The organism is Streptomyces sp. NPDC001868 (genome assembly GCF_040297125.1).
Taxonomy (GTDB): Bacteria; Actinomycetota; Actinomycetes; order Streptomycetales; family Streptomycetaceae; genus Streptomyces.
Genome location: NZ_JBEOYO010000029.1, coordinates 50,402 through 75,881 on the forward strand (window position 1 = coordinate 50,402; position 25,480 = coordinate 75,881).

31 protein-coding genes and 3 pseudogenes are annotated in these 25,480 nt (G+C 69.5%); 21 read left to right on the forward strand and 13 right to left on the reverse strand.

What is annotated here, in order from left to right; translation table 11 throughout:
* Window positions 1–64: 64 nt before the first annotated feature.
* Window positions 65–895 carry a transglutaminase-like domain-containing protein gene (locus ABT147_RS29010; protein ID WP_351411422.1) on the reverse strand — a complete coding sequence of 277 codons (831 nt, stop codon included), beginning with the start codon at window positions 893–895 and terminating at the stop codon, window positions 65–67.
* 21 nt (window positions 896–916) lie between these two features.
* Here ABT147_RS29010 and ABT147_RS47430 point away from each other — a divergent pair.
* The 7 genes and pseudogenes from ABT147_RS47430 to ABT147_RS47435 form a co-directional block, all read left to right on the forward strand.
* Window positions 917–1,255: pseudogene (locus ABT147_RS47430) on the forward strand (helix-turn-helix domain-containing protein); the annotation flags it as partial.
* Between the two features lie 196 nt (window positions 1,256–1,451).
* On the forward strand, window positions 1,452–1,946 hold the full coding sequence (locus ABT147_RS29025; protein ID WP_351411426.1) for a MarR family winged helix-turn-helix transcriptional regulator: 495 nt from the start codon (window positions 1,452–1,454) through the stop codon (window positions 1,944–1,946).
* A gap of 185 nt (window positions 1,947–2,131) precedes the next feature.
* A complete protein-coding gene (locus ABT147_RS29030; protein WP_351411427.1) occupies window positions 2,132–2,941 on the forward strand; it encodes an MBL fold metallo-hydrolase in 810 nt (269 codons plus the stop codon).
* Window positions 2,942–2,943: 2 nt separating this feature from the next.
* Window positions 2,944–3,354, forward strand: coding sequence for a nuclear transport factor 2 family protein (locus tag ABT147_RS29035; protein WP_351411429.1), 411 nt, complete (start codon window positions 2,944–2,946; stop codon window positions 3,352–3,354).
* A gap of 230 nt (window positions 3,355–3,584) precedes the next feature.
* Window positions 3,585–3,671: an ABC transporter ATP-binding protein gene (locus ABT147_RS29040; protein WP_351411541.1), complete on the forward strand. Its 87-nt coding sequence runs from the start codon at window positions 3,585–3,587 to the stop codon at window positions 3,669–3,671.
* Window positions 3,668–4,195 carry an ATP-binding cassette domain-containing protein gene (locus tag ABT147_RS29045; RefSeq protein WP_351411431.1) on the forward strand — a complete coding sequence of 176 codons (528 nt, stop codon included), beginning with the start codon at window positions 3,668–3,670 and terminating at the stop codon, window positions 4,193–4,195. Before ABT147_RS29040 ends, ABT147_RS29045 begins: the two co-directional genes overlap by 4 nt.
* A 165-nt stretch (window positions 4,196–4,360) precedes the next feature.
* On the forward strand, window positions 4,361–4,537 hold the full coding sequence (locus tag ABT147_RS47435) for an ABC transporter ATP-binding protein (protein WP_502983180.1): 177 nt from the start codon (window positions 4,361–4,363) through the stop codon (window positions 4,535–4,537).
* 33 nt (window positions 4,538–4,570) lie between these two features.
* Here the strand turns inward: ABT147_RS47435 and ABT147_RS29050 are convergent, their stop codons facing one another.
* Window positions 4,571–5,446: a LysR family transcriptional regulator gene (locus tag ABT147_RS29050; protein WP_351411433.1), complete on the reverse strand. Its 876-nt coding sequence runs from the start codon at window positions 5,444–5,446 to the stop codon at window positions 4,571–4,573.
* A gap of 122 nt (window positions 5,447–5,568) precedes the next feature.
* Here ABT147_RS29050 and ABT147_RS29055 point away from each other — a divergent pair, with 122 nt between their 5' ends.
* Both ABT147_RS29055 and ABT147_RS29060 read left to right on the forward strand, forming a co-directional pair.
* Window positions 5,569–6,567 carry an NADP-dependent oxidoreductase gene (locus ABT147_RS29055; RefSeq protein WP_351411435.1) on the forward strand — a complete coding sequence of 333 codons (999 nt, stop codon included), beginning with the start codon at window positions 5,569–5,571 and terminating at the stop codon, window positions 6,565–6,567.
* Complete coding sequence (locus tag ABT147_RS29060; protein ID WP_351411437.1) at window positions 6,564–6,851, forward strand: GNAT family N-acetyltransferase; 288 nt, start codon at window positions 6,564–6,566, stop codon at window positions 6,849–6,851. Before ABT147_RS29055 ends, ABT147_RS29060 begins: the two co-directional genes overlap by 4 nt.
* Before the next feature lie 389 nt (window positions 6,852–7,240).
* Here the strand turns inward: ABT147_RS29060 and ABT147_RS29065 are convergent, their stop codons facing one another.
* Window positions 7,241–7,870, reverse strand: a complete 630-nt coding sequence (locus ABT147_RS29065) for a type III effector protein (protein ID WP_351411439.1) — start codon at window positions 7,868–7,870, stop codon at window positions 7,241–7,243.
* Between the two features lie 128 nt (window positions 7,871–7,998).
* Here ABT147_RS29065 and ABT147_RS29070 point away from each other — a divergent pair, with 128 nt between their 5' ends.
* The 4 genes from ABT147_RS29070 to ABT147_RS29085 all read left to right on the forward strand — a co-directional run bounded on the left by ABT147_RS29070 (window position 7,999) and on the right by ABT147_RS29085 (window position 10,085).
* Entirely contained in the window at window positions 7,999–8,430 is a 432-nt protein-coding gene (locus ABT147_RS29070) for an Hsp20/alpha crystallin family protein (RefSeq protein WP_351411441.1), read from the forward strand.
* Between the two features lie 102 nt (window positions 8,431–8,532).
* Window positions 8,533–8,928 carry a DUF2267 domain-containing protein gene (locus tag ABT147_RS29075; RefSeq protein ID WP_351411443.1) on the forward strand — a complete coding sequence of 132 codons (396 nt, stop codon included), beginning with the start codon at window positions 8,533–8,535 and terminating at the stop codon, window positions 8,926–8,928.
* Between the two features lie 57 nt (window positions 8,929–8,985).
* Window positions 8,986–9,447 (forward strand): DUF2267 domain-containing protein, encoded by a 462-nt coding sequence (locus tag ABT147_RS29080; protein ID WP_351411445.1) that lies wholly within the window; start codon window positions 8,986–8,988, stop codon window positions 9,445–9,447.
* A 287-nt stretch (window positions 9,448–9,734) separates the two neighbouring features.
* Complete coding sequence (locus ABT147_RS29085) at window positions 9,735–10,085, forward strand: ANTAR domain-containing protein (protein WP_351411447.1); 351 nt, start codon at window positions 9,735–9,737, stop codon at window positions 10,083–10,085.
* Window positions 10,086–10,300: 215 nt separating this feature from the next.
* Here ABT147_RS29085 and ABT147_RS29090 read toward each other — a convergent pair whose 3' ends face one another.
* Window positions 10,301–10,990, reverse strand: coding sequence for an alpha/beta fold hydrolase (locus ABT147_RS29090; protein ID WP_351411449.1), 690 nt, complete (start codon window positions 10,988–10,990; stop codon window positions 10,301–10,303).
* A 64-nt stretch (window positions 10,991–11,054) separates the two neighbouring features.
* Here ABT147_RS29090 and ABT147_RS29095 point away from each other — a divergent pair, with 64 nt between their 5' ends.
* The gene (locus ABT147_RS29095) at window positions 11,055–11,429 is read left to right on the forward strand and encodes a MerR family transcriptional regulator (protein ID WP_351411451.1); all 375 of its coding nucleotides are present in this window, start codon (window positions 11,055–11,057) and stop codon (window positions 11,427–11,429) included.
* A gap of 557 nt (window positions 11,430–11,986) precedes the next feature.
* Here ABT147_RS29095 and ABT147_RS29100 read toward each other — a convergent pair.
* Window positions 11,987–12,988, reverse strand: a complete 1,002-nt coding sequence (locus tag ABT147_RS29100; RefSeq protein WP_351411453.1) for an AraC family transcriptional regulator — start codon at window positions 12,986–12,988, stop codon at window positions 11,987–11,989.
* 99 nt (window positions 12,989–13,087) lie between these two features.
* Here ABT147_RS29100 and ABT147_RS29105 point away from each other — a divergent pair, with 99 nt between their 5' ends.
* A complete protein-coding gene (locus ABT147_RS29105) occupies window positions 13,088–14,026 on the forward strand; it encodes an MBL fold metallo-hydrolase (protein WP_351411455.1) in 939 nt (312 codons plus the stop codon).
* A 360-nt stretch (window positions 14,027–14,386) separates the two neighbouring features.
* On the opposite strand, the gene ABT147_RS29110 is transcribed toward ABT147_RS29105, so the two are convergent.
* The gene (locus tag ABT147_RS29110) at window positions 14,387–14,902 is read right to left on the reverse strand and encodes a hypothetical protein (protein ID WP_351411457.1); all 516 of its coding nucleotides are present in this window, start codon (window positions 14,900–14,902) and stop codon (window positions 14,387–14,389) included.
* Between the two features lie 250 nt (window positions 14,903–15,152).
* On the opposite strand from ABT147_RS29110, the gene ABT147_RS29115 reads away from it, so the two are divergent.
* Window positions 15,153–16,022: an AraC family transcriptional regulator gene (locus ABT147_RS29115; protein WP_351411459.1), complete on the forward strand. Its 870-nt coding sequence runs from the start codon at window positions 15,153–15,155 to the stop codon at window positions 16,020–16,022.
* 622 nt (window positions 16,023–16,644) lie between these two features.
* On the opposite strand, the gene ABT147_RS29120 is transcribed toward ABT147_RS29115, so the two are convergent.
* A complete protein-coding gene (locus ABT147_RS29120; RefSeq protein WP_351411553.1) occupies window positions 16,645–16,815 on the reverse strand; it encodes a hypothetical protein in 171 nt (56 codons plus the stop codon).
* Between the two features lie 303 nt (window positions 16,816–17,118).
* Window positions 17,119–17,166 (reverse strand): annotated as a pseudogene (locus tag ABT147_RS29125) (hypothetical protein); the annotation flags it as partial.
* A 16-nt stretch (window positions 17,167–17,182) separates the two neighbouring features.
* Between ABT147_RS29125 and ABT147_RS29130 the strand changes: the two are divergent.
* The 3 genes from ABT147_RS29130 to ABT147_RS29140 all read left to right on the forward strand — a co-directional run bounded on the left by ABT147_RS29130 (window position 17,183) and on the right by ABT147_RS29140 (window position 19,768).
* Complete coding sequence (locus ABT147_RS29130; protein WP_351411461.1) at window positions 17,183–17,653, forward strand: Rossmann-fold NAD(P)-binding domain-containing protein; 471 nt, start codon at window positions 17,183–17,185, stop codon at window positions 17,651–17,653.
* A 392-nt stretch (window positions 17,654–18,045) separates the two neighbouring features.
* A complete protein-coding gene (locus ABT147_RS29135) occupies window positions 18,046–18,855 on the forward strand; it encodes an alpha/beta fold hydrolase (protein WP_351411463.1) in 810 nt (269 codons plus the stop codon).
* Between the two features lie 22 nt (window positions 18,856–18,877).
* On the forward strand, window positions 18,878–19,768 hold the full coding sequence (locus tag ABT147_RS29140) for a helix-turn-helix domain-containing protein (RefSeq protein WP_502983181.1): 891 nt from the start codon (window positions 18,878–18,880) through the stop codon (window positions 19,766–19,768).
* 37 nt (window positions 19,769–19,805) lie between these two features.
* On the opposite strand, the pseudogene ABT147_RS47440 reads toward ABT147_RS29140, so the two are convergent.
* The 4 genes and pseudogenes from ABT147_RS47440 to ABT147_RS29155 form a co-directional block, all read right to left on the reverse strand.
* Window positions 19,806–19,949 (reverse strand): annotated as a pseudogene (locus ABT147_RS47440) (telomere-protecting terminal protein Tpg); the annotation flags it as partial.
* A 116-nt stretch (window positions 19,950–20,065) separates the two neighbouring features.
* On the reverse strand, window positions 20,066–20,422 hold the full coding sequence (locus ABT147_RS29145) for a hypothetical protein (protein ID WP_351411465.1): 357 nt from the start codon (window positions 20,420–20,422) through the stop codon (window positions 20,066–20,068).
* Between the two features lie 276 nt (window positions 20,423–20,698).
* Window positions 20,699–20,953, reverse strand: coding sequence for a hypothetical protein (locus tag ABT147_RS29150; RefSeq protein ID WP_351411467.1), 255 nt, complete (start codon window positions 20,951–20,953; stop codon window positions 20,699–20,701).
* Between the two features lie 351 nt (window positions 20,954–21,304).
* Window positions 21,305–22,210, reverse strand: a complete 906-nt coding sequence (locus ABT147_RS29155; RefSeq protein WP_351411545.1) for an aminoglycoside phosphotransferase family protein — start codon at window positions 22,208–22,210, stop codon at window positions 21,305–21,307.
* An 845-nt stretch (window positions 22,211–23,055) separates the two neighbouring features.
* On the opposite strand from ABT147_RS29155, the gene ABT147_RS29160 reads away from it, so the two are divergent.
* Window positions 23,056–23,664, forward strand: coding sequence for an NAD(P)-dependent oxidoreductase (locus tag ABT147_RS29160; protein WP_351411469.1), 609 nt, complete (start codon window positions 23,056–23,058; stop codon window positions 23,662–23,664).
* A gap of 9 nt (window positions 23,665–23,673) precedes the next feature.
* On the opposite strand, the gene ABT147_RS29165 is transcribed toward ABT147_RS29160, so the two are convergent.
* Complete coding sequence (locus ABT147_RS29165) at window positions 23,674–24,573, reverse strand: LysR family transcriptional regulator (protein ID WP_351411471.1); 900 nt, start codon at window positions 24,571–24,573, stop codon at window positions 23,674–23,676.
* A 55-nt stretch (window positions 24,574–24,628) separates the two neighbouring features.
* On the opposite strand from ABT147_RS29165, the gene ABT147_RS29170 reads away from it, so the two are divergent.
* A complete protein-coding gene (locus ABT147_RS29170) occupies window positions 24,629–25,405 on the forward strand; it encodes an alpha/beta fold hydrolase (RefSeq protein ID WP_351411473.1) in 777 nt (258 codons plus the stop codon).
* Window positions 25,406–25,480 lie beyond the last annotated feature (75 nt).

A 25,480-nucleotide genomic window follows, 5' to 3' on the forward strand; every position in this document is an offset into this window, starting at 1 on the left:
GACGGCACATGCCTCCGTGGGCGCTCAACGCGGTGAGCATCTCGGCGTCCCGAGGCGCTGTTGTTCAAACGAGCAAGCGCTGCGGAAGTGCAAGATCCTCATGGGCGAACAGACGGGTCAAGGCGAGCGGATCGTCCTCGGCGCAGGTGTCGGCGACCGCGTCGATCAGCTGGTCGTAATCGGGACCGGTCTCGCCTTCATAGGCCGCGGTCATGCGGCCCCACTCGTCCCAGTTGAGTGTCTCCTGCTTGCAGAGCGCGGCGAGGTCGCGGACGGCGTTGCCGCTGATCTCATGTGGTCCCCAGGCGTGATCGGTGCCGGCCACCCCGAACAGGGCCGGGTCGATCGACTTGTTGCGATAGTGGAGCCATGCTTCGCCCCCGGTGAGGAATTCACCCGGGGCGAGGTCGTCGGGGTGGTCGACGTAGTTCTTGCCGAGGTGCTCGGTGTCGACCCTCACCCAGCGGTTCCGGTCTTCGTCCCAGTACTCGGTGATCCAGTGATCGACGCCGCGACCCTTGAGGAAGTACGTGCCGAAACCACACCGGGCTCGGGAGGCGATGCCCCGCGCCCGCAAGATCGCGCAGGCGATCGTGGCGAAGTGACGGCAGGTGCCGATCACCCGGGTCTCGGGCGTTCGGGGCTGGTGAAGCGGCGCTGGGTCCAAAGCGGTCAAGGCAGTGATCAGCTTGCCGACCGGCCTGATGTTCTTCTCGGCAATCCGGCCTGCGGGAACCCCTAACTCCGCAGCGTCCGCAGGCTGGATGACCAGACCCTGCACGGCGGCACAGACGCCCACGGGATCCTCCGGCATCCCCTCAATGAGCCGGAGCTGGGCCGATTCCAGGCCCGTGAAGAGCCCAGGTCGAGAGTAGTTGAGCACGTCATCGGTCATAGCCGGGCATCGTAAGGGGCGGGACTGCTGTTCGGCGTCGACCGCTCCACCGTCACCCGCGCGGTCGCAGAAGTACGCACGCTCCTGGCGGAGCGAGGATGCACGGTCCCAGGCCGTCCCGGCCTGCGTCTTCGGACGCCGACGGATGTGTTCGCCCACGCCCGGGCCGAGGGCATCGAGCCGCGCCGCCTGGACGCCACGGAGATCCAGGTCCGCCGACCCCCGACCGGACGCGATGACCGGCGCGCGTTCCTCTCGGGGAAGAAGAAGCAGACCACGATGAAGGCCACCGTCATTGCCGTCTGGCGACGCCGCACGTTGTGGACCGATGCCCTGCAGTCGGCGGGGCGGGCAGACGCGTGCGTGACGAGCAGCGACAGAAACGTGGTTCGCAGTCAGCGCAGGTCTACGGAAAGCCGGGGCGATCCCACACCCGGCCGGCTCGGGCTGCACCCCGGGGCGTAGCGGCGGCCCGAGGCCGGTGCGACTGCCACCCGTTCACCCGAGGCATGATCGGTACGGTGGCAGTCGGGACCGGGAGAGGGGCGGCGTGGCCGTGAGCGAGCAGGCAGGCATCAGTACGGCCAAGGAGGCCGCCGACCACGAACTCGTCCTCGCGTTCGGGCGGCTGCAGGGTGCGGCCAACCGGCTGGAGTACATCCTCGGGCGGGCCCTCGAAGTCGAGTGCGGCATCAGCCATCTGGTGTTCGAGGTGTTGCTGATCCTCGGGCGGGCGGGCGAGCCGGGACTGGCCATGCGGACCATCGCCCAGGAGCAGGTCCTCACCACGGGCGGCGTCACCCGGCTCGTGGACCGTATGGAGGCGGCCGGGCTGGTGACCCGGGTGGAGTCCCCCACCGACCGGCGCGGAAAGCTGGTCCGGCTGACCCCGCTCGGCGAGGAGACGACGGTGCGCGCCGCCCGGGTCCATGTGGAGAACATCAAGGAGCACTTCGTCGCCCCCCTGCCGGCGGCGGACCGCGAGCGGTTCGCGGAGGACCTTCGCATCCTCAGCCACACGGCTCGGGACGTGCTGCCCCGACTGCCCTGACCCGGACGCCGACGCTCCAGCGGCGCGGGCTTTCACCACGGCCTGTGCCCCGCCTCACACGCATCTCGCGAAATATCTGACGAGTCAGTTACTGTTCTGTCAGATGATCGGTCCCCGGGTGGACGATCCCACGCCTGCCCGAACCTCTTGACCCACTCCCACTCCCTCCCCCTCAAGGAGTCCCCGTGAGCGCCCTCTCCTTCAAGGTCCTCGACCTCGACTTCCCTGCCGGTGTCAAGAACAAGACCGCCACCCTCGTCACCGGCGAGAACGAGGCGCTGCTGGTCGACGCCGGCTTCACCCGCGCCGACGGTCACCGGCTGGCCGCCGAGATCCTCGACTCCGGCAAGACGCTGACGACCGTCTTCGTCTCCCACGGCGACCCCGACTTCTACTTCGGCGCCGAAGTGATCGCCGACGCCTTCCCCGAGGCGAGGTTCGTGGCCACCCCGCTCGTCATCGAGCACATCGCGCACTCCTACGAGGGCAAGCTCAAGGCCTGGGCCGCGCTCGGCCCGAACCTGCCCACCCGTCTGGTCGACCTCGCCCCGCTGACCGGCGATGCCCTGACCCTGGAGGGCCACCGATTCGAGCTGCGTGGCGGCCCGGCCGGTCTGCCCGACCGCCACTACCTCTGGCAGGCCGACCACCGCGCCCTCCTCGGTGGCGTCCTGCTCTTCCAGCAGGAGCACGTCTGGGTCGCCGACACCCCCACCCCGGGCGACCGCGCGTCCTGGATCGACCTGCTGGACGAGATGGCCGCGCTCCGGCCGGACCTGGTCGCCCCCGGCCACCGCCTGCCCGGCACTCCGGCCGACGCCTCCGCCATCACCGCCACCCGCGAGTACCTGCTCGCCTTCGAGGAGGAACTGGACAAGGCCGCCGACGGCGCCTCCCTCACCGAGGCGCTCGTCGCGCGCTACCCGGACAACGGGATGCGGATCGCCGCCCAGATCGGCGCGAAGGTCGCCAAGGGTGAGATGAAGTGGGGCTGAGCATGAGCGAGTTCGCCACCTCCACCGCGCCCGCCGACGTCGTACGGCGTCAGTACCTCGCCTCCGCGGCGGGCGATCTGACGGCCCTGCGCGCCACCCTTGCCCCCGATGTGGAGTGGACGGAGATGGCGGGCTTCCCCCTCGCCGGCACCTACCGCACACCCGACGGGGTCACCTCCCACGTCATGGAGAAGCTCGGCCAGGACTGGGACGGCTGGACCGCCCACGACGACACCTATGTCGTCGACGGCGAGAACGTCGTCGTCCTCGCCCGATATACAGCCGTACACAAGGCCACCGGCAAGCCGATGAACGTCCGTGTCGCCCACCACTTCGTCGTACGCGGCGGCCTCATCGTCCGCTTCGAACAGTTCGTCGACACCGCCCTCGTCCGGGAGGCCATGACCACCTGACCGAGCCCGACCGGTTCCGGGAGCGAGTCACCGGGGCACGCCTCCACAGCCCCCGGCCTCGGCTCCCCGGACGGTCGGCTTCGGCTTCCGCAGGCAACGGCAACGGCCACGGCATCGGCATCGGCTGCCGCGGGCCTCGCCTCAGGAGGACTCCCGTACCTCGATCCGCAGCGGGTCCTCGATGGGGCGGGCCGACGGCTCGCGCTGATCGAGCGCGTCGACGACGGACAATCTTCTACCGGCCCCGGCACCCGTACACGAAGAAGCTCATCGAGAGCACCCCCAGCATCGCTCGCACCGAGGGCAGGATCGCGTGACCGGAACCCCCGTACTCCAGATCGAGAGCCTCGCCGTCCGCTATCCGGGCCGTGGCTTCCGCAAGCCCCCGACCACCGTGATCGAGGACGTGTCGTTCGAGGTCGGTCACGGCGAGACGGTCGCCCTCGTGGGCGAGTCCGGCTCGGGCAAGACCACCATCGGCAGGGCGGTACTCGGCTTGACCCCGGTCAGCGGCGGGCGCGTCCTGCTCCGCGGGCGGGACGTCACCCGCCTCACCGGCCGGGCCCGCCGACTGCTGGCCTCCGACCTCCAGGCGATCTTCCAGAACCCCTACGGGTCGCTCAACCCCGCGCTGCCCGTGGGCCGGACACTGGCCGAGCCCCTGCTCGTCGGTTCGTCCCGCGCGCCCCATGAGGTCCGTGAGCACATCGGCGCGTTGCTGCGCCGCGTCGGGCTGCCCGAGGACGCGGCCGACCGGTATCCGGCACAGTTCAGCGGAGGTCAGCGTCAACGCATCGCCAACGCCCGGGCGGTGGCCCGCAAGCCCCGGCTCATCATCTGAGACGAGCCGACCAGTGCCCTGGACGTCACCACCCAGGCCGCCACGCTGAACCTCCTCACCGAACTCCAGGACACCCTCGGCTGCGCCTATCTGTTCATCACGCACGACCTCGCCGTCGTCAAGGAGTTCGCCGCCCGCACCCTGGTCCTGCAACACGGGCGCATCGTGGAGGAGGGAAGCAGCGTCGACGTGTGCGACCGGCCACGGCACGAGTACACCCAGCGCCTGGTGGCAGCCGCACCCGTCCCCGACCCGATAGACCAACGCAAGCGTCGTGAGCGGCGGTTGGCCGTGGACACGGGCGTGAGAACAAGACGGGCTTCCCGTTCCAACTCACCTTGACCGTCGTCGACGACGACACCCGCGCCCCGCTGGTCAGGCTGCCGGGGCGGTCAGGAAGGTCTTGGCAGCCAGCCGGAGATTCCTGATCATCGGATTCTGGTCGCCCTTGCGGCTGACCAGGACGACCTGGCTGGGGGGAGCGTCCTCGATCGGGACGGTGACGAGGTCGGGACGTAGTGAGCTACGCCGATCACCGACCGGTAGCACGGCGATCGCCCTGCCGCTCGCGACGAGTTCGAGCTTGTCCTCGTAGCTCTCGATCGGCGGCACACCGGCCCCGAGGATCCGGTAGGAAGTCCAGTCCGCGGTCTCGAACGCGCACGGCGCCGCCTCCTCGCCGGCCAGTTCTTCCGCGGTCACCGACGCGCGGTCGGCCAAGGGATGGCCGCGCGGGACCGCGAGCATCCGAGGCTCCTCGTACAGCGGGGTGGTGAGCACATCGTCGGCGGCGAACGGCAGCGGGGCCCGCGCGATCAGGGCGTCGACGCGCTTGTCGGACAGCGCCCCGACGTCGCGGCAGCTCAGGTACCGGGTGGCGATCTCGGCGTCCGGATGACGACGGCGCAGTTCCCGTACGGCGGCGGTGATCACCAGGTCTTCGACGTAGCCGATGGCGATTCGTTCGGTCTCGGCTTGTGCGCGCACGGCCGACTCGGCCTGGCGGGCGGCCTGCAGCAGGGCTTGGGCCCGAGGGAGGAACTTCTGGCCGGCCGCAGTGAGCCGGGTGCCCTGGGGGACGCGGTCCAGCAGCCGTACGCCGAGGTACTTCTCGAGCCGTTGGATCTGGCGGCTCAGCGCCGGCTGGGCCACGTGCAGCTCGGCGGCGGCCCGGCCGAAGTGCTGATGCGCCGCCACCACGGTGAAGTAGCGCACCAGCCGCAGTTCCAGGTCCTGTCCGAGATCGTTCACCCTTCCACCGTACGCGTCATGCCGTTTCGGAATGATCAGGTTGCCGAACCGGTCTTGGACGGCCGTGCCGTCCTGGGCCTTGACTGAAGGAGCAACGATTCCTCAGGAAAGCGACAGGCGCGATGAAGGCGATCCAGTTTCATGAAGCGGGCGGGCCGGAAGTTTTGCGGTATGACGAGGTGCCGGTTCCCGAGATCGGCCCGGGCGAGGTGCTCGTCCGGGTGCACGCGGTGGGCGTCAACCCGCCGGACTGGTACCTGCGTGAGGGGATGAAGGTCATGCCGGCCGAGATGAGGCCGGCGCTGGAGTTCCCGCTGATCCCCGGAACGGACATGTCGGGTGTGGTCCAGGCGGTCGCTCCGGACGTGCTGGGATTCGCCGTCGGTGACGAGGTCTTCGGCATGCTGCGGTTCCCCGGATTCGACGGCCGGACGTACGCCGAGTACGTGGCCGCGCCGGCGTCGGACCTGGCTCACAAGCCGGCCGGTATCGACCATGTGCGGGCGGCCGGGGCGCCGATGGCCGTGCTCACGGCCTGGCAGTACCTGGTTGATCTCGGCCACGACGTGCCCTCTCCTTTCACCGGCCAGGTGCACCGGCCGGTGCCGATCACGCCAGGGATGACCGTGCTGGTCAACGGGGCCGCCGGTGGAGTGGGCCACTTCGCGGTGCAGCTGGCGAAATGGAAGGGGGCACACGTCATCGCGGTGGCCTCGGGCCGGCACGAGCGGTTCCTGAGCGAGCTCGGCGCCGATGAGTTCATCGACTACACCAGGACGCGGGCCGCGGACGTGGTCAGCGGTGTGGACCTGGTGATCGACACCGTCGGTGGCCCGGACAGCTCACGCTTTCTGACCGTGCTCAAGCGCGGCGGCACCATGCTTCCGGTGTTCTTCGCCGAGTACGACCCGGAAGAGACGGCGAGGCTGGGCATCACGGTCTCGAACATTCAGGTGCGTTCCCACGGTCCCCAGCTCGCCGAGATCGGGCGCCTGTTCGACCAGGGCAAGCTCCAGGTCGGGGTGGACAGCACCTACCCGCTGCCCGAAGCGGGCAACGCACACACGCGAGCCGCGCAGGGCCACCTCCAAGGCAAGATCGTGCTGACGGTGGTCTCGTGATCGCCGAACTCCAGCAGACGGTGGCGAAGTACGCCCACGCCCTAAACGAGGGCCTCGGCGCTGGACTGTTTCTGGCGGGCGCGGAGTTCGCCCATGGCCATGCCGGTCTGCCGACGGTACGGGCGGGCACGGCGACGGCGAACCTCGCCTGCCACCGCGCCCTGGAACGCGCCGACTTCGTCCCGGCCCCCGGCCCGGCCCGCCACACCCTGCCGGACGGCCGTGAGCTGGACACCGTCTGGTACCGGCACGAGGGCGCCGCGTCGGCGTGTACGAGGCCCTGAGACAACGGTTCGGAGTGAACCCTGATCATCGGGCCTGCCTCGTTCCCAGTCCGGCCACCCACCCGCCTCCCACGCGATCGGCCGCTTCCTGCCCCTCCTGTGCCACCGTCTCGTCCTCGGGCTGGCCGGCACAGGGACCGGATCGTCCTGCGTGTCCACGGAGCGGCGCACGCTGCACGACTGGGCAACCGGGCCGAGCCGCGCGGAGGCAGGTGCCTGGAGTGCCCCAACGCAAGGCAGGGCAAGGGCTGGCTGCTACGCGCCCACCGCACAAACCCCGGCCGCCCCGTCGGACCGGCCGCGGGCGAGACGGACACGTGCGGCCGCAAGCCGGGCTGCACCTGCCCGTCGCCGGCGTCGCCGGCGGGCGGCTGGATCGCGGACTCGTACTACGGGGTGGTGAAGGTGTCGAGCCGGGCGGCGAGGTCGGGGTGGGAGGCGGCCAGGTGGGGTCGGGTGGCGGTCAGGGGGGCGATGAGGTCGGCGGGGTCGTCGTTGGCGAGGGCCGCGTGGAGCTCGCCCACAGGGCGACGGGCGGCGGGGGGAAGGTCGGTGAGGGCGGTGATCTGGCCGGCGAGGCGGCGCAGGTCGGCGGCGTTGCGGCGGGCCCGGGTGGCGGTGCTCCGTTCGGCGGCCCGGGCCTGGCGGGTGGCCGTCACGCGCTGTTCGCCGGTGGTACCGGCCGGGCCGGGGCGGCCGCGCAGATAGCGGCGCTCGGCGGCCTGGCGGCTGGCGACGCCGAGGGGGCGGGCGAGGTCGGCCCAGCTGGCTCCCGCGTCGCGGGCGGTTTCGATCAGGCCGGTCTCCCATCCGGCGAGCTGCTCGCGAAGCTGCCGCAACAGCATCAGCGAGGCCAGTGCCTGCTCCGGGCCCGGCCCGGTGTCGGGAGCGTTCGGGGCGTCGTGCCGGGCGGCGCGCAGGGCGTCGTCCATGGCGTGAAGGGCCGCCACGGCGGCGAGGAACGACGCCGGGCCGTGGGTGTCGGCGCTGGCCGGGGACGGCTGGTCGGCCGGGGTCACGGGCACCTCCCTCGCGTCGTCATCATGCTGACGACATCGTGTTTGTCATCCATTGGATGACATGTTACAACGGTGTCAGTGAGGCGCATTGGCAGTAACTGCCTGAACCTGCTGGAGGTGTTTTCACGATGTTGATGCGCACTGACCCCTTCCGTGAGCTGGACCGGCTGGCGCAGCAGCTGATGGGCCCGGGTACCTGGTCGAAGCCGTCGGCGATGCCGATGGACGCCTACCGCGAGGGCGACGAGTACGTGGTCGCCTTCGACCTTCCCGGCGTCACCGCGGACGCGATCGACATCGACGTCGAACGCAACATGCTCACCGTCAAGGCCGAGCGGCGGCCGGTGGCGAAGGCCGACGACGTGCAGATGGAACTGTCCGAGCGGCCGCTGGGCGTGTTCTCCCGCCAGATCGTGCTCGCCGACACCCTCGACACCGAGCACATCAAGGCCGACTACGACGCAGGCGTGCTCACGCTGCGGATCCCGATCGCCGAGCGCGCCAAGCCCCGCAAGGTCTCCATCGGCGTCGGATCCGGCCACAAGGAGATCTCCGGCTGACACCGGCCGGACAGGTGCGGAGGACGGGCACCCGGTCCCCCTCGCCCCGCCCTCCGCACCCCCGTGGGCAGTCCGAAGCAACAATGAGGGGTGGCGGCCGAGATGACTCTGCGACGCGAAGCATTCCTCGACCATGTGAAGGAACGCGGTGAGTACGACACTCCGGAGGAAGCCGATCGCGCGGCCCGTGTGGTGCTCGCCCTGCTCGGCGCGCACCTCGTCGGCGAAGTCCGCGCGCAGCTCGCGGCACGGCTGCCCGAGGACTACGCCCTGATCCTGCTCAACCCGCTGCAGAGCGCCGAGCCCCTGCCGCCGGAGCGGTTCGTCCGGGCGACCGCGGCCTGGATCGAGGGCGCCACCGAGCAGACCGCCACCTGGGACGTCAGCGCCGTGCTGTCCACGGTCGCCGACACCGCCGGCGAGGACATGCTGGGGCAGATCCTGCTCCAGCTCCCCGCCGGCTACGACCTCCTCTTCGGCCGCCCCCAGCCCACCTGACCCCTACCTCGGTGCCGCACACCGGCACCCTGACTCCCATGAAAGGCATGCACCGCAGTGATCACCGACGTGCGCGCACCGCTTGAGCACCAGCACTCGTACTCGTACTCGTACTCGTACTCGACGGCGTACGAGCAGATGCTGGAGAAGGTCCGCTACGAAGGCGCCTACCCCACCCGTGAGCGAGCCGATGAAGCCGTCCGCCTGGTCCTTTCGGGCCTGGGACGCCAGCTCACCGGCGACGAACGCGTCGATCTGGCCGCCCGCCTGCCGCTGGAGGCCGCACGTGTCCTCACCGAACAGATCCCCGACACAGAGCCGCTGACCGGATGGGCCTTCGTCAAGGACCTCGCCGCCCGCTCCGGCGCCTCCCTGGCCACCACCCGCTGGGACACCGGCTCCGTCTTCTCCGCCGTCGCCGCCCACGCAGGCCCCGACCTCGTCACCCGCATCCTCCACCAACTGCCCACCGGCTACGCCCTGCTGTTCGGCCGCGCCGAACTCACCCCGGCCGCGTAGACGAGCCGTCCCCTTCCGGCGCCAGGGAGCGTCGGAGACGGCGGCGCGTGCACGGTTCGTCAACCCGCAGCGGGCGAGTGTGGAAGAGGCCCGGGCGGCCACCCGGGCATGGGTTGGGACAGCAGCCCCTGCGGTCCCTTCGCCGCCGCGGCGGCGAAGGGACGCCGTCGGCATCGGCTGCGAGGACGCAGGCGTACGGGTCTGGTACGGGTCTGGTACGGGTGTCTGGTGCGGTTCGAGCGGGGCAGACGTGCGAACGCCCCGTCTCCGGCATTCCGAGGATCGCCATGCATGCACCACACGAACGGTCCGCCCCTGATGATCAGGGGCTCGGTGCGAAGACCGCACGGCTGGAAGAGGAGAACGCCCAGCTACGCCAGGCGGTCGACTCACACGCCGCGATCGATCAGGCGATCGGTGTGCTCATCGCGGTGCACCGGGTGCCGGCTGCCGACGGCTGGAACGTGCTGCGCGAAGTGTCGCAGAACTCCAACCTCAAGCTGCACACCGTCGCCGACGAGGTCACCGGCTGGGCTCTGGGCAAGCCGATGTCGCTGCGGATCCATCAGGAATTGCAGGCCGCTCTGCACCGCTGGCGACGGCGTGGCGCCCCAGACCGCCCGTCCCAGGAGAGATGAGAGCCTGCGGCATCGATGTCGATCGCCCGGCCTCGACCAAGGAGGCCAGGCGGATGCGCAGACGGATGCCCTCGGCCGAGACGTAGATGTAGTCGGCCCCGGTCAGGCTCGCTGATCTTCGGGGATCTGCGGCACTTCGGCGGCAGGATCGCCGAGGCAAACCGCTTGCGTTCCCCGGTCGCCTCGTCAACCCGCTAGGAGGACGACCTACGGCTTCACTCCCCCGCTCCCTCCCTCTCGTCCGCAGGGGAAAGGGAGTCGAGAAAGCCGAGGACCGGTGTCAGCCACTCCTCCGGTCGCTCGACCATGACCACGTGGTCGCTGTCGATCTCCGTGTACCGCGCGCCCCGGATCCCGGCCGCCAAGGCACGGGAATGGGCGTGCGGGACCATGCTGTCAGCCGTCGTCGCGACGACCAGCGTGGGGACGGCGACCTCGGCCAGGTCACCGGTGGTGTCGAGGGAAGGGATCAAGTCGATGTGCGGGTGGAGTGCGGCAGGCACCTCGGCCCGCCAGTCAGGGAGGAGGCCCAGCAGATGGTCGTCGGGTCGGGCGAACCCGGCGGTCAGTACGAGCGCGGTCACCCGCTCGGGATGGCGTACGGCAGCGCGCACCGCCACCAGCGTGCCGAGCGAGAAGCCGAGCACCGCGAACCGCCCGACTCCGCGTCGTACGGCGGAATCGACGACCGAGTCCGTGAGCTCATCGAGGTCCAATGGGGCATGGGCGACCGGGGTCTGACCCGACCCGGGGTAGTCCGGGGCGACGACGGTACGGGCGGCAGCGAGGGTGCGCAGAACCGGCGCGAAGTTGCCCTCGATGCTGCCGGTGGCGCCATGGGCGAGCAGCAGGCCCGGGCCGGTTCCGGTGACGGTGGTGGCGAGGGTGGGGAATGAATCGCTCATGCCTCGTACGTTGACCCATCACACCGGTGTGAAGGTCAAGTCCAAGGCGTGGTGAGGAGAGTCGGTGCTGATAGGCGAACTGTCACGGCGGACCGGGGTGGCGGCCAGGCTGCTGCGGTACTACGAAGAGCAGGGGCTGCTGCGCCCCGAACGCGACCGGAGCGGATACCGCGTCTACGCGCCCGACGCCCCCTACGTCGTCGCACGCATCCGGGGCATGCTGGCGGCTGGGCTGACCACCGAGGCCATCCGCGGGATGCTGCCGTGTGCCACGGGGAACGGCCCTGGCATCGAGCCCTGCCCAGAGGTGCTGCAAACGATGACCGCCCACCTGAAACGGATCGACGCCGACATCTCGGAACTTCGCCGCCGCCGGGCGGCGCTGGCCGCGTTCCGTGACGCGACCGAGGCGCGGCAGGGGCGTACCGGCGCTCGCTGACGGGAGCAGTGGTCGGTGCTGGCACGTTGCCGCTTGCCGCAGATGTGATCCGTAGGTCGCTGAATCGTCGGCGGCTGCTCGACGGTGCGTGATGGCGGGCGCTGACCGGTGATTCCCTTGCGGGACTTGGCGGGCGGGAGCAGTCCCTGGCAGACCGTGTACGGACTGTTCCGACGTCGGCAGCAGCGAGAAACGACTGGGCCCGGCTTCTGACGTTGGTGTGGCGAGGGCTGGCGCGGCCGGGCTGATCACGTGGGAGGTGAATGTCGGATCACGGGCTGGGCCGGTCGCGGGGCGGTTCGCCACACTGAAGGACCCTGACGGTTCCTGGACGCCGCCCGATCGAACGCTCGGCTGGCGGATCACTGGTTGGTGCGTCGAATACCTGAAGGCGCACGATGCCCCGCCCCCCACCAAGGCCGTCGGCCCCGAACCCGGCGCCGACGACCACTCCCTCCCAAACACCTCCCCCTACGCGAACTCATCGCCCACACATGCACGCAGCGCAACACCGCCGCACGAATGCACCGCTGCGTGGCCTGCGCCGGTGTTCTCAGTCATTGCCTGGCCGAGTCCGTGAGGGCACGTCGCTTCACGTCGGTCGAGGGCTCGTGGCGAGAGGCGGATGGGCCGGTGGACCGGTCGGCGACCTTGGCCCGGTACCGCCCCGGTGTCGTGCCGAACTCCCTTTCGAAGGCGTGCGAGAGCGCATACGGACTGCCATAGCCGACCCGGGCCGCGATGACGGCGAGGGTGTCCGAGGTGTCACGGAGCCGGGCGGCGGCAAGGATCAGGCGCCACCACGTGAGGTACGCCATCGGAGGGCGCCCGACCAGAGTGGTGAACCGGCGCGCCAATGTGGGACGGGAGACCCCAGCCTCCGCCGCCAGGCGGTCGTTGCTCCACGGCGCGCCGGGGTCCGCGTGCAGCGCGCGCAAAGCCGCGGACGTCACCGGGTCGCCCAGTACGCGTGGCCAGGCGCCGCTGGTGGCTTCGGCCATCCAGGAGCGAATCATGTAGACGAGGAGGAGGTCGAGCAGGCTCGTCAGCGCGACGCAGGAACCGGGCTGTCGCTCGTCGAGCTCACCGGCGAGCAGGTCGATCGCGGCCCGGAGTTCGAGGTGGCGCCCCACCTCGTGGGGCAAGTGGACGACCTCGGGCAGCTCGGTCATGAGCGGGTGGATACGGCTGCAGTCGAGCCGGTACTTGCCGCAGAGCATCTCCGTCTCGCCGGCCCGAGACGGCGACCCGGCCTGCGGCGCCGCCGCCTCATTCCATCCCTCGAATGGCACCGCCCGCTCGACCGCGACCGCCACGTCCTGCGAGGAATCGGCGATCACATGGCCCGTGCCGTGAGGCAGCAACACCGCGTCCCCCACGCCGAGGGAGACCGGATCACCGCCGTCGGGCAGCAGTACGCAGCCGCCCTTCAGCACGACGTGGAAACCCGCGCCCTCGTACGGGTCCAGCCGCACACACCAACGCCCGCTCGCCCGAACCCTGTTGGACGAGGGGTGCCCAAGACGTACGGCGGAGATCGCGTCGCTCACCACGTCCACCCACCCAGGGTATCGTCCGTCTGGTCGATGAGCTGGATTCGTATTCGGGTGAGACGAAGGCGCATTGAGACACTCAACAGTCCTTCCTAAGGTCGATTCATGGCTGAAGAGAACGAGCGTGTGCAGACCATGGTGCTGGGGGACGTCGAGGTCATCAGGATCGTCGAGTGGCACGAGCCCTTCGCACCCACCTCAGGGATGTTCCCGGGAGTCGACACCGAGGTGTGGAAGAGCAACGAGAACTGGCTGGCGCCGGACCACTGGCAGCCGGAAGGCGACCTGGCAGTACTGGCACTGCAGACGTGGGTGCTGCGCAGCGCTGGGCGGACCGTCCTGGTCGACACCGCAGTGGGCAACGGGCGGGAGCGGCCGGGCATGGCTCCGTTCCACCGGCGGCAGGGTGACTTCCTCGGCCTTCTCGCGCAGGCCGGCGTCCGCCCGGAGGATGTCGACGTCGTCGTCAACACCCACCTCCACGTCGATCACGTCGGCTGGAACACCGTCGACGCCGACGGCCAATGGGTACCGACGTTTCCCCATGCCCAGTACCTCATTCCGGCCGCCGACGACTTCCACTACGGCCCGGACAACGCCTATGGAAACGGCCGCCAGGAGGTCGATCGCCTGATCTACGAGGACAGCATCGCGCCCGTCCACCGGGCCGGACAGGCCGTCCTGTGGGAAGGGGCCCACCACATCGACGAACACCTCACCCTGGAGTCCGCGCCCGGCCACACCCCCGGTTCGTCCGTACTGCGCCTCGCGTCCGGGAGCGACCGGGCGGTCTTCGCGGGAGATCTACTGCACAGCCCGGTACAGATCCTCCATCCCTGCTGCAACAGCAACGCCTGCCTCGACCCGCGACAAGCGGTGGCCAGCCGCCGCCGGATTCTCGCGCGGGCAGCCGAACAACGGGAGCTCCTCATCCCGGCACACTTCGGCGGCACCGGCGCCGTGGAAGTCCGCAAGAAGGCCGACGGGTTCACCCTCGGCCCCTGGGCGACAACCCACCCGCTCAAAGGACAACCGGCCTCCTGATCCTGTGGAGCCCGCTGCCCCAACGAGGTGTCGGGTCTGGTCGACCGTGCTCGACCAGACCCGACACAACACGTGACCATTGACGCGCACGGCGCACTTCTTGCACTTCTTGCCCTCACCTGTGCGGCCTTCGTACGAAGTCGACGCGCGGGACGCGGACGGCTTGCCCCGGCCCCGCCCTCGTCGGTGCGGCGATCGTGCCGATGACCGTGAAGTAACGGTGGAACGGCGTTGGGTCGGCCATCACCCGCCAGACGCCCGGAACCGTCGGACCCCGGAGCACGACCTGGCCGTGACGCCCTTCGCTGTCGGACGCATCCCACTGCAAGGACACCCGTGGCCCCTGTACTCGCGCGCCTCTCAGTGATCTGTCATCGGAGCCTCTCCGCCAGGGTGACGCCGGCTGGTGCCGTTGGCCGGGCTGCTTGCCTGCGGGGGATCGCCCCGGTCCTGAATCCACGGGCCGTCGTGGCTGTTCTGGACCACCACCGCGAGCGCACTGATGTGGGGGTGGGCGTCCGCCAGCCTTCGCTCCGGCCGCTCGTCGCCACGGGGCGACCAAGGGCCCTGGTGCGGGTCTTGGTACAGCTCCCTGGGCGCGTCGCCGTGCAGCAGCGTATCGAGCACCTCGTTGATGCCGGCCGTAGGGAAGAACCAACTGTCGAGGTCGCGCTCGACAACGACCACGAGGGGCAGACCTCGCTCACGCAGACTCCCGAGCCGGTCTGCCGCCTCCTCGAAACCGTCCAGGAACGCATCCAGATTGAAGGTGCGTCCCCCTGTCATCACCGCGCAGGCCACGGTGTGGCCCGCAGCGCTGACCAGATGGCCAGGCCCCGAACTGGTGGCCAGGCCCGGCTCGCTGCAAGTACTCACTGACAGGACGGAACGCCGTTCGCAAGCTGGGTGCCGAGCGGAGCGGGGAGGTGGTGAGCGTGTGGACCGGCGCGATCGACATCGAGAAGGTCCTTCACCGAGCTCAGCTACCGCCCATTAGATCGTCGGCCCCTTCGCCCTCGGTCCGCTCCGTGCCAGTCCAGGTGCATGACCAGATCGGATCGGATCGCAGCGATCGGGCCCGGCCGGGGCGTCTGCTGCCAGGGTTGGAGTCGAAAAGGGAGGCCTCATGATCTCGGCACTCAACCAACTCGTCGATCTCGTCGAGGAGCACCTGTCCGAGGAGCTCGACGTCGGCGGGTTGGCCGGGGCGCTCGGCACGACCGAGTACCACCTGCGTCGGATGTTCTCGTCGCTGGCCGGTATGCCGCTGTCGGAGTATGTGCGGCGGCGGCGCATGACCGTGGCCGCCGCCGACGTCGTCCGGGGCGAGGGCGATCTGCTGAGCATCGCCGTCCGGCACGGATACGGCTCGAGCGAGGCGTTCGGACGCGCGTTCAGGGCGGTTCACGGTGCCGGCCCCGGCGATGTGCGCCGTGACGGAGGCCCCTTGCGTACACAACCACAGATCAGGTTCCGCCTGACCGTCGAAGGGAGCATTCCCATGGACACCCGCCTCGTCGACCGCCCCGCATTCCGGCTGGTCGGACACGCCACCCGGGTTCCGCTGATCCACCAGGGCGTCAACCCGCACATCCAGGACCACATCGCCGCACTGCCACAAGAGGAGCATCTGCGGCTCAAGGCCCTCGGCGACACCGAACCCGAGGGCTTGCTGCAGGTCAGCGACGACCTCGATCCCGACGGCAGGGAGGGCAGCGAACTGACCTATCTGCACGGAGTCGCGCTCACACGGGACACGCCCGTCCCGGACGGGCTCGACGCCATCGAGGTGACGGCCGGGAGGTGGGCGGTCTTCCGTACCAGCGGACCGCATCCACAGGCCCTGCAGACGACCTGGGCGGCCACCGCCACCGAGTGGTTCCCCTCCAACCCGTGGCGGCTGCGTCCGGGCCCCTCCATCGTCGCGATCCTCGACCGCACGGACGACTTCAGCACCGCGACCTGCGAGCTGTGGCTTCCCGTCGAACCGACATAACACGCTCGCGACCACCCACCGCGGTTGCTGTCGACGCGACGGGTCAGCCGGATCTCCGTACGGGTGACGTTCGACGGCAGCTGAATCGCCGCGCCGCCCTGCACTGACCGGTGTCGGGAGATGAGCCATCTCGATGCCGGTGGCGCGCGGCGGCCGGCGCATGCTGAGCCGGTAGCGCCGGCCGTCGCGGTGGTCTCGCAGGCGCGGGCCGTCCATGGCACCGCATTACCAGTACGCGCCGAGCCAGACGCAGTACGTGATCCGCGCGACCCGCGCTGGCCCCCGAAGACCGCCCCGGCGCCACGTCGAAATCGCCTCCCTCACCGACGCGATGCCCTGCCCTGCCCTGCCCTGCCCGAGAGGAACTACTACGGCGCCCCCTCTGACGGGCTGTAGGTTCCCATTCGGCCTTTCGCTGGCCGGACGGCTTCACCGGCGAGCCCCTCGGGCAATCAGACACCGCGACGAGACGTCCTGGTCCGGTCGTCCGTGGCGGCCCAACTCGTCAGCGCCGGTCGAGAACTGGACAAGGAGATGAGAAACCCCTCGGCTCGGTCGCTGTCACAGTGTGATCGGGCCGAGGTCGGCGGCGGTGTGGGCCAGTGCGCGGATGGTGGGGCTGTCAGCGGTGGTGCGCGCCGAGGTCGACGACGTGGTTGTCGGCGAGGTCTTCCAGGGACGCGGTGCCGCGTTCGGCGAGCGGATGGTCCTCGGCCACGGCCAGCACGCGGCCTCCGGTGAGCACGGTGGGGCCGACGGTGAGGTCCGGTTCGGCGACGGACAGCCACAGCACGGTGCGCGTCGTGCTCTCCGGTGCGCAGGGCGGTGAACGCGTCGTGGCCGTTGATTTCGCGGAACTCGATGTCGCTGCCGGGGTAGCGGGTGCGGAACGCGTCGACGAGGGGGCGTAGTTCGTGTCCGGCGTGGCCGAAGACGCCCAGCCGCAGGGTCCGGGGGGCGCCCGGCCCGGCTGCTTGGGCGCGGGCGAGTCCAGCGTGGAGGAGCTCGAGGGCCGCTGAAGGTCTTCACGCAGGCGTCGGCCGACCGGGGCCAGGGCCACGCGTCGGCTGGTGCGGTCGAACATGGCTACGCCGAGGCCGCGTTCTTGTCTGCGGACGGCCTGGCTGACGCGGGCCTGGGACACATGAAGCCGTTCGGCGGTGGGGCCGAGCCTGCGCCTGGCCGACTTCGCGGCCAACGCCCTGGCCTGGGCGCCGCAGATCAGGTCCGGTGACGTGGTGCGCGGTGCGTACGGCCGGGCCACCACCTCGCCCATCCATGAAACCGACATCGCGGCGGTCGCCGTACGCGCCCTGTGCGGCGGCCTTCCCCCGGGGTCGATCCACACGCTGACCGGACCGCAGTCACTGGACCAGTTCGAGAAGGTGCGTGTCATCGGCGCCGCCCTCGGCCGGGCGCTGTCCTTCCAGGAGCTCCCGCCGGAGCTCGTACGCCAAGGAATGCTCGCGCAAGGGCTGCCCGAGGAGGTCCCCGACCGCCTGCTCGGCTCCCTGGCCGACTACGCCCACCGCCCAGGACCCACCACCAGCACCGTGGAAGACCTGCTGGGCCGGCCCGCGCGCACCTTCGCCGACTGGGCACACGACAACGCACCCGCCTTCGCCGGCTGATCCGCCGCCCATTCCAGCGACACCGCGTTCACCCCACACACGACGGGGAGCCCCCCCATGAACCTCACTCTGTGAATCGCCGCCGGACTGTTGACCGCGGTCGCCCTGGCCGGCGGCCTCAGCAAGACCTTCATCCCCAAGGCGAGACTGGCTGCGCAGCACGGCGGGGAATGGACGCACGACGTGAGCACCGGCTTCGTCAAGACCCTCGGGGTCTCGCTGAACTGCCGGGCCTCACCGAGGGATACGCATCAGGTCACCGAAGGCGCCAGGCTGCCACTGCGGTGGTGGAAGTCCCGCTCACCGTGGAGACGGAGGTGTCCGGCGAGCGTCTCCCTCGCGACGACATTCGTACAAGACCGACAGCGGACAGCGCAGGCATCGTCCCGTGCATGAAACATGACGACGTCACGCACTCGCACGGGATGCATGTGGTCCACTACGGCCCGCGGCAGGCGCCGCCGCTGGTGCTCATCCATGGATCGGGATTCTCGGGCGGCTCCTGGAGCCCGGTGGTACCGGCCCTCGCCGAACAGCATCACGTCATCCGAGTCGACCTCCCGGGTCACGGCCAGTCCCCGCCCGCGCCGTCGTACGACGTGCCCGCGCAGGCGGGCCGCTTGGCCGCGGTGCTCGACGGGCTCGGGCTCCGTACGATCACCGTGGCCGGGCACTCCAGCGGTGGATACATCGCCACCGCGCTGGCCGAACAGCGCCCTGACCTGGTTGGCTCGCTCGCGCTGATCAGCAGCGGCCCGAGTTGCGACGCGCTCCTCCCACAGCCCGCTCTCCTACGGATGCTGATCGCCCCGCCGCTGGGCCCGCTCCTGTGGCCGATCCGCTCGGACGCGATGCTCCGCAAGGGGGTGACCGCCGTATGCAACCGCCCGGTGGACGTCCCGGACAGCCTCGTCGCCGAAGTCCGGGGCATCGGCTATCGCACGTTGAGGACAGTACTGCGTCGAAACACCGCGTACATCACCGAACGGAGCGTGCCCGACCGCCTCACCGACCTCGACGTCCCGGTCCTGGTGATCTTCGGTGCTGCCGACCGCCGCTGGGATCCGTCTTCGGCACACCAATACGACACCGTGCCGAACGCGCGCGTCGAGCAACTGCCCGACGTCGGACACCTCCCCATGCTCGAAGCGCCGGAGACGACCGCCAAGCTGCTGCTCGACTTCGCGGCTGCAGACCGCTGACACCGATCGCTACCCTGGTGCGGTGCGGGCCACAGAGTCACCACCTGACTGGACGTCGATGGAGGTCGCGATCCCGCGTCAGTCACAACGACTGCCCGGGATCAGCATGGCCGGGTTCGGTCCACGCCTCCCGGCGCTCGTGGACATCGTCATGGTCGCGCACCCATCGGTCACCCTGTTCATGGACCTGAGCAAAGGCGGGTGCCTCGCCTACGACGCCCACGGCCGGCGCGAACGCGGCAGCGTGGCCGTCGGGCTGCTCCCGGGCAACCTCCGCATCAGCGGCCGGACGGCCGAGGCAGGCCCGTGCCTCCAGATTCGGCTGTCGCCGGTCGTGGCGGCCTCGGTGCTCGGCGCAGCGACCGACCTCGTCGGGACGGTGGTCTCCCTGCAAGACGTCTGGGGTCGCGACGCCGGACGAACCGAGGACAGACTGCGCGCCGCCACGTCGTGGGACGAACGGTTCACGATCGCGGCGGACGTCCTCCGCCGACGGCTGGACACCCGCCCACCGCTCGATCCCCACATCACTGCCGTCTGGCGGCGGATGCTCACCAGCCGGGGACAGGTACGGGTCGACAGCCTGGCGAACGAGATGGGATGGAGCCGTAAGCACCTGTGGTCCCGCTTCCGCTCCCAGACCGGCCTCACCCCCAAACGCGCCGCCCAGCTGGTGCGCTTCGACCACGCCGCCCACCTCCTCGCAGCCGGCACCCCCACCGCTCAGGTAGCGGCCACCAGCGGCTACGCCGACCAGTCCCACCTCAACCGCGAAGTCAAGGCGTTCACCGGGGTGACACCCACCGCAATAGCCGCCGCGCCATGGCTCGCCATCGACGACACCGCATGGCCAACCACGCCCATCCACCCACCACCGCCACCATCTGCGCTTCGTCGAGTCCACGCGATGTGAGGGGGGACAGAATCCACGAACCACACCGGCATCGACAGCCGATGGGCGCGGTGCGGCCGAACCGGGCGCGGGGCTCCACGGTGATGCCGCCGGTGGTGGCGCGGCCTGGCGCCGACGGCGCTTGCGGACCTGGTTGCTGCCAGGACCGCAGGACCGCTACATCGATCTTCGCGGCGATGTCGGCGTAGTTGGCGAGGCGCAGTGCTGGTTGGCCGCTTGAGCACCTCAGTTGACCCGGCACAACACGAGACCGCGGCTTCCGCACAGCGACTGCCGAAGCGGAATTAGGCCCGCCGCTCAATAGCCGGGCGGGATCCGGTCCTGCGGCCCGTCAGCCACGTATTCCGCTCCGTCCTCCATCCGCGCCCGCTCGGCCACGGCCGGATCGGCCGAGTCCGAGACCAACTCCATGACGCGCAAGGTGCACTCCCACTCCGTCAGCTTGCCTTTGATCACCACCAGGTACGACTCCTGGTCGGCGAAGCGGTACACCTGACGCCGCTTCTCGATGATGTTCTTGCTCGGCACATACGTGTGGAGAGCAGCACGGAGCGCCTTCAGCGCCTGGTCCTTCGTCTCCTGCCCACGGCAGATGAACTCGGTCCTGTACGCGTCGCTGTAGGAATACTGCGCGATCACGACCCAGTTACCCATGCTCACTCCCCCTTGCCGCCGTTGTCAGTCAGCCACAGCTCAGCTTCCGGAGCAAGCCTCGGGGCATCTGGGCACGGATCGTCTGGGTTCGTGTGTCGCCCAATACGGCCAGGAGGGGCGGTGCCCGGGCCCGCCGACCACTGGCCGCAGACGCGCCGCAGACGCGCCGCAGCAGCAGCACTATCGCACCCAACAGGCAAGCGGCTCCCGCTGTGCCGATCACAACTACAGGCGCCCGGGCGTCCAGAGAGCCTCCGCAGCCGATGAGCCCGCTTCTCACGGCTCCGTCCGATCAGACTCTGGATTGAGCTTGGTCTGAGGCCCCATCCCGACGACCTTGTCGCCGCCTTTCACCACGGTCACGGTGAGCCGTACAGGCACGGTGGTCGCACCGATGTCGTCAGGGAGTCGGACCGCCAGCGGGGCGAACGGGTCGCCGGGGCTGCCCGCTGTCCGCTCCTCGCAGGCGCCGTCCACACACAGCCGGATCGTCGCCGCGTCCCGGCCGCCGAAGTCGGCGGGCTGCCACACGACGGAGACCTGCGAGTCCGCGTCGGCTTCGGTGCATGGTGTGTCCGGGCCGAGTGAGGAGCTCCGGTCAGGGCCACCGTCAGCAGGGGTGTGGGAAGGGTGCGGCGCATATCAGTACCTCGTACCTCGCTACGGTGCCAGGGAAAGCGCTGTTGGCCAGCCCGACGTCGGTGAAGACCAGCCAGCAGGGGGGAAGAGTCCGCCGCTCCGGTCGCTGCCATCGGGCCCGCTTCGCTCCGAACGGCGTATCAAGGAGGGCTTGCCGCTCTGTCGGTGAACCGTCCTCGACCGCCTCACCTTCGGCGGGAACATCGTCGAGATTCCTCACCCGTGACCAGCAGTCGCTTCACGTCAGGCGAGCGGTTTGTCCGCCAGGATACGTTCCAACGACCGTTGCCCCATCCGGCTCATGGGCGGGTTGCTCTTGACGTAGTACCAGACCAACCCCATCGCTTGAACGAAAGCCCACGCCTTGCCCCGCTCCCATTCAAGGTCGTCGCTGCCCAGGTGATCACGGAGCACCTGCCGTGGCCCGGCCTCGAGCAGATGCCACGCACTCACAAGATCCAGCGAAGGGTCAGCCGGGCCGAAGCCGCCGACGTCGAGAATCCCCGCGAGCCTGCCGGCGGACACGATCACGTTGCCAGGAATCAGATCGCAATGAGCCATGGCGTCCTTCGCCGCACCTCGCGGCAGATCACGCAAAGTCGCCCAGATACGGCGCAGCCGAGGGACGTCCAGGAGTTGCTCACTATGTCTGAAACAGGTCTCCATCCACGCGTCATGGGACAGCAGGTCGCCTCCCCGACCCGTACCGGCGAACGTGCGGCCCCGCGTGTCGATCGCGCGCAGATCGCCGATGAGATCGGCCAAGTCACGGGCGAATCCAGATGATTCGCCTGGGTCCTCGTGGGCGGCCACGACACCAGGCAGCCACGTCTGCACCGACCACGGAAGCGGGTACCCTGCCCCAGGTTCACCCAGCGCGACCGGCTCGGGCGTGGGGAAACGAGTGCGACCCGCCAGCTCGCGAGCCGCTTCGGCTTCGGACTCCAGCCAGCGCCGCGTCGACTCGACCTCTGCGGACTCCAGAGGGAATCGGGCTGTGAACCGATCGCCAATACGGAAGATGGCGTTGACCGTACCCTGCGACGCGACGCCCCTGACCGGCAGGCTCCGCCATTCAGGAAACTGCCGCTCCACCAACATGCGCACCGTCTCAGGTGACACCGTCAGCTGGTTGGCGTGCATCTTCATGGTGGAAGCATCCGCGTCACGATCTTCAGCCGCAACCCGTTTTCGGTCGCGCAACGTTGCCTGCTGGAAGTCCGGCACGTGGTGCGGTGCCCCTCAATGCCACAGCGGGTCAGGCTATGACGGTCGAGGAATACCTAGAAAACATAAAGAGCGACCTTTCGTTGCATGGAGCGAGAGTCGTATCCGAGCGACTCGGCGGATGAGCAAGGGGCGTTGGTCGAGCCGATGATCACGGCGTGGAAGCGGGAGCGGGTCGCCGGTCGGCGACCGGCGGTCCCGGGGGTTGCGGGGGTTGCGAGGGTTGCGGGGGTTGCGAGGGTTGCGAGGGTTGCGGGGGTTGCGGGGGTTGCGAGGGTTGCGAGGGTTGCGGGGGTTGCGAGGTCTAACGGATGCAGTACCGACGGCCACCGCCGAACCCGCGGCGCCCAATGTCGCGGATTGCGGGGCCGATGCCGAGGTGGTCGAACTCCCGTAGTGCGTTGGCCCACAGGACGATTCCGGCGCCGACGGCTCGACTCGGCTCGACAGTGAGTACCGATGCGGTAGGCAAGGGCTTACTTCATCAGCGGGGTGCGCCCGGAGGCACGTCCGGAGGCACGTCTCGACACTACGAACAGTCACTGATCGCTTCAAATGCCCTTTGAGCAATGAGGGATTTACGCACACGCATTTTGAATCGCAGCGCACGCCGACACGCCGCACATGCCGAATGCCGCACAGGCTCCCGCGCGGGAGCCTGTGGGGCACACTCCGCCCCTCACCTCCGAAGCGATTGCGTCTGAGTAATTCATCAAGTCAGATACTTGCATTTGATGTTGAGTGAGGGACTTCCTAACGTTCTCGGCATGAACCTCACCGTCCTCGCGGCCTCCGGCCAGACCGGAATCGCCCTCACCCGACAGGCGCTGCGACGTGGCCACACCGTGACCGCCATCGCGCGTGATCCCGAGCGGATCGCCGTGCGCGACTCCCCGAGCCTGCGCAAAGTGGCGGGCGACGTGAACGACGCGGCCAGTATCGCCGCCGTCGTGGACGAGGGTTCCGTAGTCCTTTCCGCGCTCGGCACGGATCGGGCAGGGATTCTCCTGACCGGCGCCCGGGCCGTCCTCGCCGCCGGCCCACGGCGCGTCATCTGGCTCGGCGCCTACGGCACGGGCAGCTCGGCCGAAGTGGCGGGGGAAGGCGCGGGGGTGCTCGCCAAGGTGCTGGGCGACCGGCTCGCGGACAAGGTCGACGCCGACAACACCGTTCTCGCGGCCGGCGGCACGGTCTTCCACGCCGGGATGCTCGCCGACGGGCCGGAAAGCCCCCGTCGGCGCACGGTCGGCCTGGATTCCGCGCCCCTTTTCGACCTCGGTGCGAAGGTCAGCCGGGAGACCGTCGCCGCGGCGATGCTCGACGAGGCCGAGGCTCCTGGTTTTCCCGGTGCCGTGGCCCTGCCGTTGGCGGAGTAGGAGCAGTGGTCAGCAGGCGGTGATCTCTTCGAGCGACTCCCGGACCTGTTCGCGGAGCCAAGCGTGGGCGGGATCGGAGTCGTAGCGCTGATGCCAGTTGCAGTTGATCGTCGCCGTCGGTGACTCGATGGGCAACGGCCGGACGAGCAGCCCGAACGCCTCGATGAGCGGGCGGCTGTGGATCGCCGTGCAGGTGACCAGCGCATCGCCACGGGCGGCGATCTGCAGGGCGGTGGACACCGTCGCCACCGCCGCGACCACCCGGCGCCGCAGGCCCTCGGCGGCCAGCACGTCGTCGATCGGCGCGGTGAGGCGGCCACGCCGGGAGATCACCACATGCGGCTGCGCCCCGTAGGAGGCCAGGTCGAGTCCGTCGGCACAAGGGTGGTCCGCGCGCATCGCCACGACGAGCCGATCGTCACCGAGCGGTTCGGACCGGAACTCGGGCAGACCGGGCCTGCCGCCACCGAGTTCCAGATCGACGCGGCCGTGCCGAAGGTCGTCGGTGTCGACGGAGTTCTCCGCCAGCACCCGCAACTGCACCCCGGAAGCCCGCTGCTGGATCCTCCCCACCAGTACCGGTACCAGTGACGCGGCCACCGCGTCGTGACACTGGATCGTGAAGGTGCGCTCCAGCTCTGCCAGGTCCAACTCACGGACCGGCGAGAGCACTTCGTGCGCCTGCCTGACCAGCCGGTGCACGTCCTCCCGAACCGACACCGCGTACGGCGTGGGAACCATCGAGTGGCCGGTGCGCACCAGGATGTCGTCCCCGGTGACGGCGCGAAGTCGGCCGAGGGTCCGGCTGACCGCCGGCGAGGACAGGTGCAGCCGCTCGGCTGCGCCCATCACGCTGCCCTCCTCGAGCAGGGCGTCCAGCACGGTCAGCAGATTCAAGTCCAATTGCATAGAAGTAAATCTTAGCGATACATAGATCCGCTTCATTCAACTTCGGGAGCATCCCATGAGCCAGGAACACAATCAGCTCGCCCACGACCTCACCGGCACGGGACCGCTACTCGTGGCAGTCCACGGCATCACCGAGAACCGAAGCTTCTGGGCCCCTGTCCGCCTGCAGCAGCACTTCCGCGTGCTGTGCGTCGACCTGCGCGGCCACGGGGACTCGCCTCGGACCTCGCCGTTCGGGATCGACGAGTCGGTGGAGGACATCCACCATCTGATCGAGTCGCTGGGCGAGGATCTGACTGGGGGCCAGCCCCCGTTCATCGTCGGCCATTCCCTCGGTGGGGTGATCGCGACTGCCTACGCAGCTCGTCATCCGACCCGTGGAGTGGTCAACGTCGACCAGTCGCTGCGGGTCGGCCCGCTGCCCGCGGAGATAGCCATAGCTGTGCGGGGAGAGGGCTTCGCGGACTTCGTTCGTACGGTTTTCGCCTCGCTGTACGGTGAGTTGGACCCTGCGCTCGTGGCCGACATCGAGCGCCGCCGCACCCTCGACCAGGACGTGTTCAGCGGTCTTTGGACCCCGTTGCTTGATTGGGACGCCGACACCCTGGCGGCGTGGTCTCGACGGACCACGACGCTCCCGCATGGTCTCCCGTACCTGTCTTTACATGGCACGGACCCCGGTAGTGACTACGCCGACTGGCTCGCCGACCGCATCCCCGGCGCCGTGACCGAGCAGACACCGAACCGCACGCACTATCCGCACCTGGCACAACCCGAATGGTTCGTCTCCCGCGTCCACAAGTTCTTTGCCGACTGCGGCTCGACAGGGTGACGCCGGCTCGTCGAGAGCCAGGCCAGTGCCCGCTATGAAGCCGTCGAGAGTTCGGGCCGGCGCTTAGGGCGTTTG